This window comes from Roseateles sp. P5_E11, from assembly GCF_054049355.1.
This window is the reverse complement of sequence record NZ_JBFUMO010000115.1, coordinates 1-13575: the sequence shown is the minus strand read 5'-3', so window position 1 is coordinate 13575 and position 13575 is coordinate 1. Positions and strand designations below refer to the sequence as shown.

Annotated in this window: 14 protein-coding genes; 13 read left to right on the top strand and 1 reads right to left on the bottom strand. The window is 69.7% G+C overall.

Going from position 1 to position 13575, the window contains the following annotated elements:
* The coding region (ilvA, locus tag ACXJKR_RS11240; protein ID WP_457322912.1) for a threonine ammonia-lyase, biosynthetic at window positions 1–1203 on the top strand (1203 nt) is incomplete at its 5' end.
* Window positions 1204–1235: 32 nt separating this feature from the next.
* Complete coding sequence (locus ACXJKR_RS11235; protein ID WP_056203250.1) at window positions 1236–2309, top strand: nicotinate-nucleotide--dimethylbenzimidazole phosphoribosyltransferase; 1074 nt, start codon at window positions 1236–1238, stop codon at window positions 2307–2309.
* 7 nt (window positions 2310–2316) lie between these two features.
* Here ACXJKR_RS11235 and ACXJKR_RS11230 read toward each other — a convergent pair whose 3' ends face one another.
* Window positions 2317–2946, bottom strand: coding sequence for a hypothetical protein (locus tag ACXJKR_RS11230; RefSeq protein ID WP_457322911.1), 630 nt, complete (start codon window positions 2944–2946; stop codon window positions 2317–2319).
* Between the two features lie 53 nt (window positions 2947–2999).
* On the opposite strand from ACXJKR_RS11230, the gene gspG reads away from it, so the two are divergent.
* From gspG to gspF, 11 genes are all read left to right on the top strand, one after another.
* Window positions 3000–3434, top strand: coding sequence for a type II secretion system major pseudopilin GspG (gene gspG / locus ACXJKR_RS11225; protein WP_457322910.1), 435 nt, complete (start codon window positions 3000–3002; stop codon window positions 3432–3434).
* Window positions 3406–3873: a pilus assembly FimT family protein gene (locus ACXJKR_RS11220; RefSeq protein WP_056203240.1), complete on the top strand. Its 468-nt coding sequence runs from the start codon at window positions 3406–3408 to the stop codon at window positions 3871–3873. Before gspG ends, ACXJKR_RS11220 begins: the two co-directional genes overlap by 29 nt.
* Window positions 3870–4238: a type II secretion system minor pseudopilin GspI gene (gspI, locus tag ACXJKR_RS11215; RefSeq protein ID WP_056203235.1), complete on the top strand. Its 369-nt coding sequence runs from the start codon at window positions 3870–3872 to the stop codon at window positions 4236–4238. The genes ACXJKR_RS11220 and gspI overlap by 4 nt, the downstream gene beginning before the upstream one ends.
* Entirely contained in the window at window positions 4238–4861 is a 624-nt protein-coding gene (locus ACXJKR_RS11210; RefSeq protein WP_056203230.1) for a PulJ/GspJ family protein, read from the top strand. Before gspI ends, ACXJKR_RS11210 begins: the two co-directional genes overlap by 1 nt.
* Window positions 4858–5847: a type II secretion system minor pseudopilin GspK gene (gspK, locus tag ACXJKR_RS11205; RefSeq protein WP_457322909.1), complete on the top strand. Its 990-nt coding sequence runs from the start codon at window positions 4858–4860 to the stop codon at window positions 5845–5847. Before ACXJKR_RS11210 ends, gspK begins: the two co-directional genes overlap by 4 nt.
* Before the next feature lie 101 nt (window positions 5848–5948).
* Complete coding sequence (gspL, locus tag ACXJKR_RS11200) at window positions 5949–7196, top strand: type II secretion system protein GspL (protein ID WP_457322908.1); 1248 nt, start codon at window positions 5949–5951, stop codon at window positions 7194–7196.
* The gene (gene gspM / locus ACXJKR_RS11195; RefSeq protein WP_457322907.1) at window positions 7196–7720 is read left to right on the top strand and encodes a type II secretion system protein GspM; all 525 of its coding nucleotides are present in this window, start codon (window positions 7196–7198) and stop codon (window positions 7718–7720) included. The genes gspL and gspM overlap by 1 nt, the downstream gene beginning before the upstream one ends.
* Complete coding sequence (gene gspN / locus ACXJKR_RS11190; RefSeq protein ID WP_457322906.1) at window positions 7720–8604, top strand: type II secretion system protein N; 885 nt, start codon at window positions 7720–7722, stop codon at window positions 8602–8604. Before gspM ends, gspN begins: the two co-directional genes overlap by 1 nt.
* Before the next feature lie 2 nt (window positions 8605–8606).
* Window positions 8607–10856 (top strand): type II secretion system secretin GspD, encoded by a 2250-nt coding sequence (gspD, locus tag ACXJKR_RS11185; protein WP_457322905.1) that lies wholly within the window; start codon window positions 8607–8609, stop codon window positions 10854–10856.
* 11 nt (window positions 10857–10867) lie between these two features.
* Complete coding sequence (gene gspE / locus ACXJKR_RS11180; protein ID WP_457322904.1) at window positions 10868–12292, top strand: type II secretion system ATPase GspE; 1425 nt, start codon at window positions 10868–10870, stop codon at window positions 12290–12292.
* An 11-nt stretch (window positions 12293–12303) separates the two neighbouring features.
* Window positions 12304–13515 (top strand): type II secretion system inner membrane protein GspF, encoded by a 1212-nt coding sequence (gene gspF, locus ACXJKR_RS11175; RefSeq protein WP_457322903.1) that lies wholly within the window; start codon window positions 12304–12306, stop codon window positions 13513–13515.
* Window positions 13516–13575 lie beyond the last annotated feature (60 nt).

Below are 13575 nucleotides of genomic sequence, written 5' to 3'. Positions count from 1 at the left end.
CCCCAGGTCAAGGTCGAGGCAGTGCGCGGCCACGGCGGCGAAGTCGTGCTGTTCGGCGAGAGCTTCACCGACGCCTATGGTCACGCCAAGGAACTGGAGAGCGCGCAAGGCCTGACCTTCGTCCACCCCTTTGACGACCCCGACGTCATCGCCGGCCAGGGCACCATCGCCATGGAGCTGCTGCGCCAGCATCCCGGCCCCATCGACGCGATCTTCGTCGCCATCGGCGGCGGCCTCATCTCCGGCGTTGCTGCCTACGTCAAAGCGCTGCGTCCGGAGATCAAGATCATCGGCGTGCAGACCACCGACTCTGACGCCATGCTGCGCTCGGTGAAGGCCGGCAAGCGCGTGACGCTCAGTGACGTCGGCCTGTTCGCCGACGGTACCGCCGTCAAGCTGGTGGGCGAGGAAACCTTCCGCATCGCCCGCGAGCTGGTTGACGACTACATCGTCGTCGACACCGACGCCGTTTGCGCGGCCATCAAGGATGTCTTCGAGGACACGCGTTCCATTCTTGAGCCCTCAGGGGCGATGAGCGTCGCCGCCGTCAAGCAATACGCCGCGACGACTGGCGCCAAGGGCGAAACGCTGGTCGCCATCACCTGCGGCGCCAACATGAACTTCGACCGCCTGCGCTTCGTCGCCGAGCGGGCCGAGGTCGGCGAGCACCGCGAGGCGTTGTTTGCCGTCACCATCCCCGAGGCGCGCGGCAGCTTCAAGCGCTTCTGCGAGTTGCTCGGCCCGCGCAGCGTCACCGAGTTCAACTACMGCATCGCCGGCGCGGACGTCGCCCATATCTTCGTCGGCATCGCCATCTCCAAGCCCGACGACGCTGCCAAGCTGGCCCGCACCTTCAGCAAGGCCGGCTTCGAGACGCTGGACCTGACCAACGACGAACTCGCGAAGCAGCACATCCGCCACATGGTGGGTGGGCGCAGCGAACTGGCACGCGACGAGCGCCTCTATCGCTTCGTCTTTCCAGAACGGCCGGGCGCGCTGATGCGCTTCCTGTCCAGCATGCACCCCGACTGGAACATCAGCCTTTTCCACTACCGCAACCAGGGTGCGGACTACGGCCGCATCCTTGTCGGCATCCAGGTTCCCAGGGGCGATGCGGCGGCTTTGCGAGAGTTCCTCAACGGCTTGAACTACCCCTTCGAAGACGAAACCTCCAATCCGGTCTATCGCTTGTTCCTCGGTTGAGTTGAAATGCGGGGTCTGACAACGCCTGCGCCATGACCGTTGCCCAACAGTCGCTGATCTCCCCCACCGCCAATCCCGAGCTGGAAAAAGCCCTGCGTGACCGCGTCGATCGACGCTCGGCCATCGCTGGCGGCCTCGGCGAACTGGAACCACTGGCCGTCCGCCTCGGGCTCGTGCAGAACAGCCTGACGCCGCGCTTTCGCGACCCGGTGCTCGGTCTTTTCGCTTCCGATCACGGCATCGTCGTCGACGGCGTCGGCGCCCAATGGGGCCGTGCCACCAGGGACCAGGTGCAGATGGCCCTGCATGCCCAGTTGCCGGTGTCAGTCTTTGCCCGGCTGCAGGGCCTGCACCTGACCGTCGTCGACTGCGGCGTCGCCGAGAACCTGCCCCCTCACGCCCGGCTGCTGGCGCGCAAGGTCGCCCATGGCACGCGCAACGCGCGCACCGCGCATGCGATGAGCGTCGAGCAGGCCCACGCTGGCGTGCGCGTCGGCATGGAGATCGCCGACAACCTGCCCGGCAATGTGCTGGCCTGCGCCTCCATGGGCCAGGGCTCGCCCGAATGCGCCGCCCTGGTGCTGGCGCGGCTGTCCGACCAACCGGTGCGCGACTTCATCGTCTCTGGCCCGACCATGCGCCAGGACGATCTCGTCCATCTGCTCGACGTGCTGCAAGGCGCCCTGGCCCGCCATCGCGACGCCAAGGACCCCATGGACATCATCGCGGCCTTCGGTGGCCACGAGATCGCCGTCATGGTTGGCGCCATGCTCGTCGCGGCCAGCAAGCGCAGCCTCATCATCGTGGACGGCATCGCCGCCTGCGCGGCCCTCAAGCTCGCGTCGCTGATCTGCGCGCCGGTGACCGACTACGCGGTGTTCTGCCGCAGCCATGTGCACCGCGGCCTGGATGAAGCGCTGGCCCTGTTCCATGCCTCCGCCTTGCTTGAACTGGGCATGGACAGCGCCGACGGCACCGGCGCGGCCCTGGCCTGGCCGATGATCCGCGCCGCCGCCGCTCTGCTGACCGATCTGCACGAGGTCGCCGAAGCCCGCGTCGCGGCCCGCCCCGACCCCAGCGCCCACGTCCCGACGCTGGGCGCCTAACGCCAGGTCAGCGCTGCTGCTCCTCGCGCGTCGGCGGCGAGGCCTGATTTGCCGGCGCCGCGCCATAGGTGGCCGGCACGGGCGGCGGCACATTGGCGCGCCGCGGCAGGCCCCGTTCATTGGGCGCGGCATTGGGGTTGCCGTTCGGATTGCCGCCCAGCACCACCGGAGATGGCGCAGCCGGCGGCAGCGCGCCCGTGGCCGCAGCGGCCGGCGGGCTGATCTGCAAGACCTGGCTGGGCGCCTGGCCGATGCGGCCCAGGCTGGCGCTGCGCACGTCCACGCGCAGCAGGCGCAACTCGCCGTCGACCACTGCGCCGACGCGCACCGTGCGCGCCACGCCGTCCACCTCGATCAGCGCGACGCCCTCGCCGGCCTCGGCCGCCTTCGCGTTCTTGGGCGCGACAACACCCAGCAGGCGCAACCGCGTCGATGCCGCGACCTCGGGCTCGGGCACCGCCTCGGGCGCCGTCACGCCGAGCAGCCGGCTCAGGTCCACCGCCCCCCCACGACCCTCACCGGCCGGCAGCACCGAAGCCGGCATGGGCAGCGGCCGTGCGAGCAGTTGCAGGCTCCAGTAAGCCACCGAGCCGCCGAGCAGCAGCCACACCGTAAACGCCATCGTTCGAGCAAGCATGGCCCATTATGATGGCCCGCTCACCGCAGCTCAGCGCTTCCACGCCCCCAGACATGCGTCGCTCCTCCCTCACCGGCTCCGTTGCCCGCGGCTTCACGCTGATCGAACTGTTGGTCGTGCTCGTCATCATCGGCGTGCTCGCGGCCCTCGTCGTGCCCAACGTGCTGGACCGCGCCGAAGACGCCCGCGTCACCGCCGCCCGCACCGACGTCAACAACCTGATGCAGGCGCTCAAGATCTACAAGCTGGACAACCAGCGCTATCCGAGCTCAGAGCAGGGCCTGGACGCCCTCGTGCACAAGCCCACGGCCGGCAACCCGCCGCCGAACTGGAAGCCCTATCTCGACAAGCTGCCCAACGACCCCTGGGGCCACCCCTACCAGTACGCCAATCCCGGCGTGAAGGGCGAGGTTGATATCTACAGCTTTGGCGCCGACGGCCGCGCCGGCGGCGAGGGCCGTGACGCGGACATCGGTTCCTGGCAGTAAGCCCAGGGGCTTCACGCTCATCGAGCTGCTGGTCGTCGTCGCACTGATCGCGATCACCAGCGCCACGATCACGCTGGCCCTGCGCGACCCCGCCGAGTTGCAGCTGCAGCGCGAAGCCCAGCGCCTGGCCGCGCTGCTTGAGACGGCGCGTGCCGAGAGCCGCGCGTCGGGCCTGGACGTGCGCTGGATCCCCAAGGGCATCAAGACCGGTGACGACTTCCGCTTCGAAGGCCTGCCCCGCACCATCCAGCTGCCGACGCGMTGGCTCGGCGAGCCGGTGGCCGTGCTGATCGAGAACGCGACCGCCACCAACCCTGGCCTGAGGCTCGGCCCCGAACCCGTCATCCCCGCCCAGCGCCTGCGCCTGCAGCTCGGCAGCCAGCAACTCGTGCTGGCCACCGATGGCCTGGCCGCCTTTGACATCGTCACGCCGCAATGAATCCCGTGCATGACCAGCGCGGCTTCACGTTGATCGAGGTCCTCGTCGCCCTGGTCATCGTCGCCATCGCGCTGGGCGCCGGCATCAAGGCTGCCGGGGCGCTGACCAACAACGCCGAGCGCCTGGCCCAGGTCAGCGCTGGCCAATGGTGCGCCGAGAACCTGTTGACCGAATTGCGCTTGACGCAGCAGTTTCCCGACATCGGCGAATCGCCCTTCAGCTGCGAGCAGCTCGGCCGCAGCTATGGCGGCAAGCTCAGGGTCAGCCCGACGCCCAACCCACTGTTCCGCCGCGTCGACGCCGACGTCACCGACGACCAGGGCCGCCCCGTGCTCAGCCTGAGCACCATCATGGGCAAGTTCTGATGAAGGTGCGCGGCTTCACCCTCGTCGAGGTGCTCGTCGCCCTGGTCGTCATGGCGACGATGGCGGCCATGGCTTGGCGCGGCATCGACGCCCTCGTGAGAAGCCGCGAGATCGCCCAGGCCCACCTGGCCCAGACCGCCCGGCTGCAGACCGTGCTGGCGCAGTGGGAGGTCGACCTGCACGCCTTGCAGGACAGCCACAGCACCGTGCAACCCATCGCTTTCGACGGCGGCAACCTCGTGCTGACCCGCCAGGCGCCGACCGGTTTGCAGGTCGTCGTCTGGACCCTGCGCGAAGGCAGCCTATGGCGATGGGAAAGCCCGGCGCAGCGTACCGTGCAGGATCTCGAAGACCAGCGCCAGCGCGGCCTGCAGCAACTGGACCAGCGCAACCCGGCGCTGCGCGCATTCGACGGGGTGGCCGGCTGGCAGTTCTATTGCTACTGGGGCAATGCCTGGAGCAACTGCCAGTCCACCGGCGGCAACGGCAACGACAACGCCGGCCCCGTCAACCCCAAGACGCCGACCCAGCCGCCCGCCGGCCTGCGCGTGGCTATGCAGTTCGCCGAGGGCAGCGGCCTGACTGGCACGCTGACGCGCGAGCTGGAAGTGACCGTTCGATGAAGACTCGTCAGAGCGGCGCCGCCTTGCTGACGGCCATGATCATCGTCACGCTGATTGCCAGCCTCGCCGCCGGCATGGTCTGGCAGCAGTACCGCGCCGTGCAGATCGAAGCCGCCGACCGCGCCCGCGCGCAGAGCGCCTGGATCCTGCAGGGCGCGCTGGACTGGGCTCGCCTGATTCTGAAAGAGGACGCCCGAGGCAACGGCCAGCAGGGGAAGAAGATCGACCACCTCGGCGAGCCCTGGGCCGTGCCGCTGGCCGAGGCGCGGCTGTCCACCTTCCTGGCTGCCGACCGAACGGCGGCCAGCGACGACGACGGCCCCGAGGCCTTCCTGTCCGGCACCATCGAGGACGCGCAGAGCCGCTACAACCTGCGCGCACTGCTCGGCGGTGCAAAGGTGCCGGAGTTGGAGCAGCGCGTGCTGGAGCGGCTGTGCAGCCAGGTCAACGCGGCGCCCGGCGCGGCTGCCGTCATCGTCACCGGCCTGCGGAGCGCTTTCCCGGCGCCGGCCAGCGCCGCCAGCGGGCCCGGCGCGCCTGCGAGCGATGCGGCCATCAGCGAGTCCGGCCCCCTGCAGCCGGCCGGCCTGGACCAGCTCGCCTGGCTGGGCCTGGACGCCGACACCCTCAAGCGCCTGCAGCCCTATGTGGTGCTGCTGCCCAAGCCCACGCCGGTCAACTTGAACACCGCGCCGCGCGAAGTCATCGCAGCGCTGTTCGAGGGCGTCGACCTCGCCTCGGCCGAGCGCCTGGTGCAGGGCCGCAAGGCCCAGCCGCTACAGAACGTCGACGACGCCAAGAATTTCCTGCCCGCCGCTGTCGACCTCAGCGGCAACCGGGCGTCGGTGGATTCGTCCTACTTCATCGTCACCGGCCGGCTGCGCCTTGACGAGCGTCAGCTCGAACAGCGCTCGCTGATCTTTCGCAACAACCTGAGCATGGACGTCCTCGCCCGCGAGCGCATCAACCAGCTGCTGGATCAGTGATTCCTTGAACTCGAACCCGGCTACAGACTTTCACCGGCGGCTTGGCGCCCGGGCCGGGAAGGCAGCCGCCCCTCCTAGAATGCGCCGCCCCTGATCTCCCAATGAGCACCCTGCTGCTGTTCCTGCCCCCACGGACGCGCCTGCGCGCCCTGGGCAAAGCCGCGTCCGCCGCGGCCGAGCTGCCGCGCGCCAACGCGGTGCGCGAGTACGACTACGCACTGACGCCGGATGGCCGCCAGATCACCGCCGAGGGCCGTGCCGCGCCGGGTGGCCTGCCGGCGGCGGACAGCGTCATCGCCGTCGTCAACGAGTCCGATGTGGCCTGGCGCCGCGTCGAACTGCCGCGCGCCGGCCGCCAGATGCGCGCTGCCCTCGCCGGCAAGCTTGAGGAGGCCCTGCTCGACGAGCCCGACACCCTGCACTTTGCGGTCGAGCCCGACGCCCTGGGCGGCGACACGGCCTGGATCGCCGTCACGTCGCGCCCCTGGMTGGCCGAGCATCTGGCCCAGCTCGAAGCGGCCCATATCTTCATCGATCGCGTCGCACCGCTGTCCTGGCCCGACGAATTGCCGCGCGGCCATTTCTTTGAAGCCAATGGCGCCGGCGTCGCGCTGCGCTGGAGCCATGTCGACGGCGTCGCCACCCTGCCGCTGGAAGGCGGCCTGGCGCGCCAGCTCTTCCCGCCTGGCCTCGTGCATGCCGCGCAGTGGACGGCCACGCCAGCTGTGGCGACAGTGGCCGAGCGCTGGCTGGGCACGACGGTCACCGTGCAGACGCCGACGCAGCGGGGGCTGGCCGTCGTCGACAACGCCTGGGATTTCCGCCAGTTCGACCTCGCGCCCCGCGCCCGTGGCGTGCGCGCCCTGCGCCTTCTCAGCCGCGGGCTGATGCGCAAGCCCTGGCAGCCGGTGCGCTACGGCCTCGCCGGCCTGGCCATCGTTCAGCTGCTGGGCCTCAACCTGTGGGCCTGGCACCAGCATCGCGAGGTGGCGGCGCGACGCGAGGCGGTCACGACAACGCTGACCGGCGCTTTCCCGCAGGTGCGAGCCATCCTCGACGCGCCGGTGCAGATGCAAAAGCAGCTCGACCTGCTGCGCGCCAGCGCCGGCAGCGTCGGCGAGCAGGACCTCGAAGCCCTGCTCGCGGCCGCTGCCATGGCCTGGCCGGCCGACCGCCCGCCGACTGATGCGCTGGCCTTCGAGCCCGGCCGCCTCACGGTGTCGGCACAGGGCTGGGCCCAGCCCCAGATCGACAATTTCCGCAATCAGCTGCGCAGCGAAGGCTGGCAGCTGGACGCCAGCGAGGGCAAGCTGACCATCAGCCGCACCAACGCGCAAGGACGCCCCTGATGGCCCGCTTCAATTCCAGCGCCGGCGACGGCCTCTCCGCCCAACTCGGCCAGGCCAAGGCCCAGGCGCTCGCGCACTGGCAAGCCCTGGGCGAACGCGAACGCTTAGCCGTGGGTGCCATCGGCCTGCTGCTCGGCCTGCTGCTGGCCTGGAGCGTGCTGCTCGCGCCGGCCCTGCGAACGCTGAAGACAGCGCCCACCGAACTGGACCGGCTGGAGCTGCAACTGCAGCAGATGCAGGCCCAGGCCCAGGAGGCCCAGGCGCTGCGCGCGGCGCCGCCGGTGCCGCCCGACCAGGCCCAGGCCGCATTGAAGGCCTCCGTCGAACACCTGGGCGCCGCAGCCCGCCTGAACCTCACGGGCGACCGCGCCGTCGTCACGCTCACCGGCGTCGCACCCGAGCTGCTGCAGGGCTGGCTGGGCGAGGTGCGCTCGGCAGCGCGGGCCCGGCCCGTCGAAGCTCAGCTGACGCGCGGCCCCAAGGGCTATGCCGRCACGCTGGTGCTGAGCCTGGGAGGCGCCTGATGGCCTTGTTCAAGAAGCGCAGCGGCCACACGACGCAGCAAATGTCGGACTCGGTGCTGGGCAGCGGCAGCTATGGCGGCCGTGCGGTGCGCCACCGCACGCCCCGGCGCTGGGCCGTGGGCGGCGCCCTGATCGGCATCCTCGCCGCGCTCATCGTCTTTGCGCCGGCGAGCTGGCTGGCACGCGCGCTGGCCTCGGCCAGCAACGACCACCTGCTCATCGTCGACACGCGCGGCAGCGTCTGGAATGGCTCGGGCGTGCTGGTGCTGACCGGCGGCACCGGCAGCCGTGATGCCTCGGCCCTGCCCGGCCGGCTGTACTGGCGCATGGCCGTCAAAGGCCTGGGCCTGCAGCTCGCGGCGCGCCAGGACTGCTGCATCAACGGCGACCTGCTGCTGGGCGTCAAGCCGGGCCTGGGCCGCATGGAGATCAGCGTCGACAACCAGGCCGACTGGCTGGCCCGCCTGCCCGCCGGCCTGCTGGCGGGCCTGGGCACGCCGTGGAACACGCTGCAGCTGGGTGGCTCGCTGCGCCTGTCGGCCCGCGAGCTGAGGCTCGAATCGGTGCAGGGCCGCTGGCGCCAGTTCGGCGAGCTGCAATTGGACCTGCTCAACCTGTCCTCGCGCGTGTCCACGGTTGCGCCACTGGGCAGCTACCGTTTCACCGTGACGGCCGACACGGCCAATCCCGGCGTCAGCACGCTGCGCCTGTCCACGCTGGAGGGCGCACTGCAGCTTTCGGGCGTCGGCACACTGAACAGCGGTGGCAAGAGCCGCTTCACTGGTGAGGCCGGCGCCGCGCCGGGCCGCGAGGAAGCACTGAACAATCTGCTGAACATCATCGGGCGCCGCCAAGGGGCCCGCTCCGTCCTGACGATMGGATGATCATGAATTTCCAACGCACCGCCGTCGCTTCGGCTACCGCGCTCTCCGTGCTGCTGACGTCCGCAGGCAGCGCGTTCGCCCAGCCCGACAGCGCCACAGTGCAGCGCGGCCGGCCAGGCTCGGGCAAAGGCCCCGCCGTACGCGCCAGCTCGCCGGTCACACTGAACTTCGTCAACGCCGACATCGAGGCCGTCACCCGCGCCATCGGCGTCATGCTGGACCGCCAGATCATCATCGACCCGCGCGTCAAGGGCACGATCACGGTCTACAGCGAGCAGCCGGTGTCGGTGCGCGAGGCTTACCTCAACTACCTCGCAGCGCTGCGCGGCCTGGGCTTCACCGTCGTCGAGACGGCCGGCCTCTTGAAGGTACTGCCCGAGCCCGACGCCAAGCTGCAGGCCGGCTCGGTGGCCGTCGAGACCAGCGCAGTGCGTGGCGACCAGATCCTGACGCAGATCTTCCGCATCCAGCACGAGAACGCGAACAACCTCGTCGCCGTGCTGCGCCCGCTGATCAGCCCCAACAACACCATCAATGCCAACCCGGGCAATAACAGCCTGATCATCACCGACTACGCCGACAACCTGCAGCGCATCGCCAAGATCATCGCGGCGATGGACACGCCGGGCACCAGCGACATCGAGATCGTGCCGCTGAAGAACGCCGTCGCGGCCGACTTGGCACCGCTGGTGCAGCGCCTGGCCGATGGCGGTGCGGCCGTCGGCGGGGCCGTGCCCGGCCAGAGCAGCAGCGCCGTCAACGTGCTCGTCGACCCGCGCTCCAACGGCCTCATCCTGCGCGCCAGCAACCCGGCGCGCCTGGCCGCGGTGCGTTCGATGGTCRACAAGCTCGACCAGCCCAGCGGCGATGGCGGCGGCAACAATATCCGCGTCGTCTACCTGAAGAACGCCGACGCCACCAAGCTGGCCACCGTGCTGCGTGCGGCCTTCGGCGCCGCCTCGTCGGGCAGCAGCAGTGGCGGCAGTTCCTCGGGCACATCCAGCCTCAGCGGCAGCGGCTCGCTGACTGGCGCCTCGCCCTCGCTGACCGGCGGCAACGCCGCCAACAGCAACACCGGCGGCATGAGCTCGACCGCCGCGACGACGCCGCTGACGCAGTCAGCCGGCCCGTCCACCGGCGGCTTCGTGCAGGCCGACCCGTCGACCAACTCGCTGATCATCACGGCTGCCGAGCCGCTGTACCGGCAGGTGCGCGCCGTTATCGAGCAGCTCGATTCGCGCCGCGCCCAGATCTACGTCGAGTCGCTGATCGTCAAGATCGACAACACCAAGGCGGCCCAGTTCGGCGTGCAGTGGCAGAACCTGTTCGGCAACAAGGGCGACAGCACCATCACCGGCGCCGGCACCAATTTCGGCTCGGGCCTGGCCAACATCATCAACGGCACGGTGGCCGTCGCCGGTGGCCGCTCCACCGTGGGTCCGGCGCTGAGTTCAGGCTCGGCGCCCACCGGCCTGAACATCGGCGTTCTGAAAAAGGTCGGCGACTTCTACACCCTCGGCGCCGTGGCCAATTTCTTCGAAAGCCAGAGCGGCGCCAACGTGCTGTCCACGCCCAACCTCGTGGCGCTGGACAACGAGGAAGCGCGCATCGTCATCGGCCAGAACGTGCCCTTCGTGACGGGCTCCTACGCCAGCGGCACGACGACCGGCGGCACCGTCAACCCGTTCACGACCGTGGACCGCAAGGACGTGGGCCTGACGCTGAAGATCAAGAGCCAGATCGGCGAAGGCGGCACGGTGCGCATGGTGGTCTACCAGGAGAATTCTTCCGTGGTGCCCGGCTCCAACAGCACCACCGGCCCGACGCTGGACAAGAGCGCCATCGAGACCAGCGTCGTCGTCGATGACGGCGACATCATCGTACTCGGCGGTCTGTTGAAGGATGAGTACACCGACGGCGACGACGGCGTGCCCGGGCTGTCCAAGATCCCACTGATCGGCAACCTCTTCAGCAGCAAGAGCCGCAAGCGCGTGAAGACCAACCTGATGGTCTTCCTGCGCCCCGTCGTCATGCGCAACGCCGACAGCGCCAACCAGCTGACGCTGGACCGCTACGAAAGCATCCGCGGCGTGCAGCAGCTCAGCCAGCCGCAGAAGAGCCTCGTGCTGCCGGACACCGGCGCGCCGGTGCTGCCCGAGCCCAAGACTTCGCCGCCGAACAAGGCGCTGCCGCAACCGTCGCTGCAGCCACCGCCACAGCAGCAGCAATCGCCGCAGCAATCGCCACAGTAAGCGATCGATCCATGGCCGCCACCCGCCACCCCCTGCCCTACGCCTTCGCCAAGGCCAACACCGTGCTGCTGGAGGACGACGGCAGCACGCTGACGCTGTGGGCGCCGCCCGAGGTCGGCTGGGCCACGCTGTCCGAGGTGCAGCGCCAGTACGCGGTGGACCGGCTCGAATCCGAAGCCGTTACGTCGCTGGCCGAGCGCATCAACGCGGCCTACGCTGGCAGCGAGAGCAGCGCGGCCGTCGTCGTCGGCGAGGTCGAGAGCGCGGTGGACCTGTCGCGCATGATGCAGGACCTGCCGGCGGTGGAAGACCTGCTCGAAGCGGCCAACGACGCGCCCATCATCCGCATGCTGAACGCCCTGCTGACCCAGGCGGCCAAGGACGGCGCGAGCGACATCCACATCGAACCCTATGAGCGCGCCTCGTCGGTGCGCTTTCGCGTCGRCGGCACGCTGCGCGAAGTGGTGCAGCCCAACCGTGGCCTGCACGCCGCGCTGATCTCGCGGCTGAAGATCATGGCCGAGCTCGACATCGCCGAGAAGCGCCTGCCGCAGGACGGCCGCATCTCGCTGCGCATCGGCGGCCGCGCCATCGACGTGCGCGTGTCCACCCTGCMCTCGGCCCATGGCGAGCGCGCCGTGCTGCGCCTCTTGGACAAGAGCGAATCCAAGTTCACGCTCGAAGGCCTGGGCATGGACGGCCATGTGCTGACCGCCTTCAAGAAGTTGGTGCAGCAGCCTCACGGCATCGTCCTCGTCACCGGCCCGACCGGCTCGGGCAAGACGACCTCGCTGTACGCCTCGCTGCAGACCGTCGACACCAGCACGACCAATGTGCTGACCGTCGAGGACCCGATCGAGTACGAGCTGCCCGGCATCGGCCAGACCCAGGTCAACAGCAAGATCGACCTGACCTTCGCCAAGGCCCTGCGCGCCATCCTGCGCCAGGACCCGGACGTCATCATGATCGGCGAAATCCGCGATTACGAGACCGCGCAGATTGCCATCCAGGCCTCGCTGACCGGTCACTTGGTGCTGGCCACGCTGCACACGAACGACGCGCCCAGCGCCGTCACACGCCTGACCGACATGGGTATCGAGCCCTTCCTGCTGAGCAGCTCGCTGCTCGGCGTGCTGGCCCAGCGCCTGGTGCGGCGGCTGTGCCCCGTCTGCAAGCGCCAGGACGACCATGACCGCTGGCACCCCGTCGGTTGCGATGCCTGCGGCCACACGGGCTACAAGGGCCGCACAGGCGTGTATGAGCTGATGGTGGCCGACGAAGCCGTGCGCAGCCTCATCCACAACCGAGCGCCGGAGAGCCAGCTGCAAGCCGCCGCCGAGGCCAACGGCCTGCGCTCCATGCGCGAGGACGGTGAAAGGTTGATCGACGCCGGTGTGACGTCGCTCGAAGAAGTGCTGCGCGTGACGCGCGAATAGGCTGACCCAACGTGCCGGCCTACAAATACGAAGCCCTCACCGACGCCGGCCGCCAGAGCAGCGGCCTGATCGAGGCTGACAACCCGCGTGCGGCGCGTGCCATGGTGCGTGCGCAAGGCCTGACGCCACTGTCGATCGAGATGGTGCAGCAGCACGGCACCCAGGAAGGCAGCCGCTTCACCCGCCGCGTCTTCAGCACGACGGCGCTGGCCGTCTGGACGCGCCAGCTCGCCGGCCTGGTCGGCTCCAGCCTGCCCATCGAGCGTGCGCTGACAGCCCTGGCCGACGAGAGCGAGGACACCAAGCAGCGCGAGCTGATCTCGCAACTGAAGGCCGAGGTCAATGCCGGCTCGACCTTCGCGCGGGCGCTGGGCCTGGCGCCGCGCGAGTTCGACGAGGTCTATCGCGGCGTCGTGGCTGCCGGCGAACAGAGCGGCGCGCTGGGCCAGGTGCTGGAGAAGCTCGCCGACGACCTCGAGGAGCGCCAGGACCTGAAGGCCAAGCTCATCGGCGCCATGGCCTACCCGGCCATCGTCTCCTTCATCTCGGTGCTGATCGTCATCTTCCTCGTCACCTACGTGGTGCCGCAGATCGCGACCGTGTTCACCAGCTCCAAGCGCGCCCTGCCCGCGTTGACGGTCGCGATGCTCGCCGTCAGCGACTTCGTGCGCAGCTGGGGCTGGGCCATGCTCGCCGTCCTCGTCGCCGGTGGTGTGGCGCTGCGCTTCGCGCTGAAGGCGCCGGCCTTCCGGCTGCGCTTCGACGCCGGCATCCTCGGCCTGCCCCTGGTCGGGCGACTGGCGCGCGGCTACAACGCCGCCCGCTTTGCCGGCACGCTGGCCATGCTGGCCGGTGCCGGCGTGCCCATCCTGAAGGCGCTGCAGGCGGCGGCCGAGACCTTGTCCAACCGCGCCATGCAGGCCGATGCGCTGGACGCCCTCGTGCAGGTGCGCGAAGGTGCGCCGCTCGGCTCGGCCCTGGCCGGCAAAAAGCGCTTCCCTGGCATCCTGGCGATGTTCGCCCGCCTGGGCGAGCAGACCGGCCAACTGCCCGAGATGCTGGGCCGCGCGGCGCGCCAGCTGGGCGTCGAGGTGCAGCGCCGCTCGATGGCCGCGGCCACGCTGCTCGAACCGCTGCTGATCGTGGCGATGGGCGCGGTGGTGCTGCTGATCGTGCTGGCGGTACTGCTGCCTATCATCCAGCTGAACACCTGGGTGAAATAGACCACCCCCTACCGCAGCGAAGCTGCGGCCCCCTCCASGGGGCTGAGCCCGGACACAAAC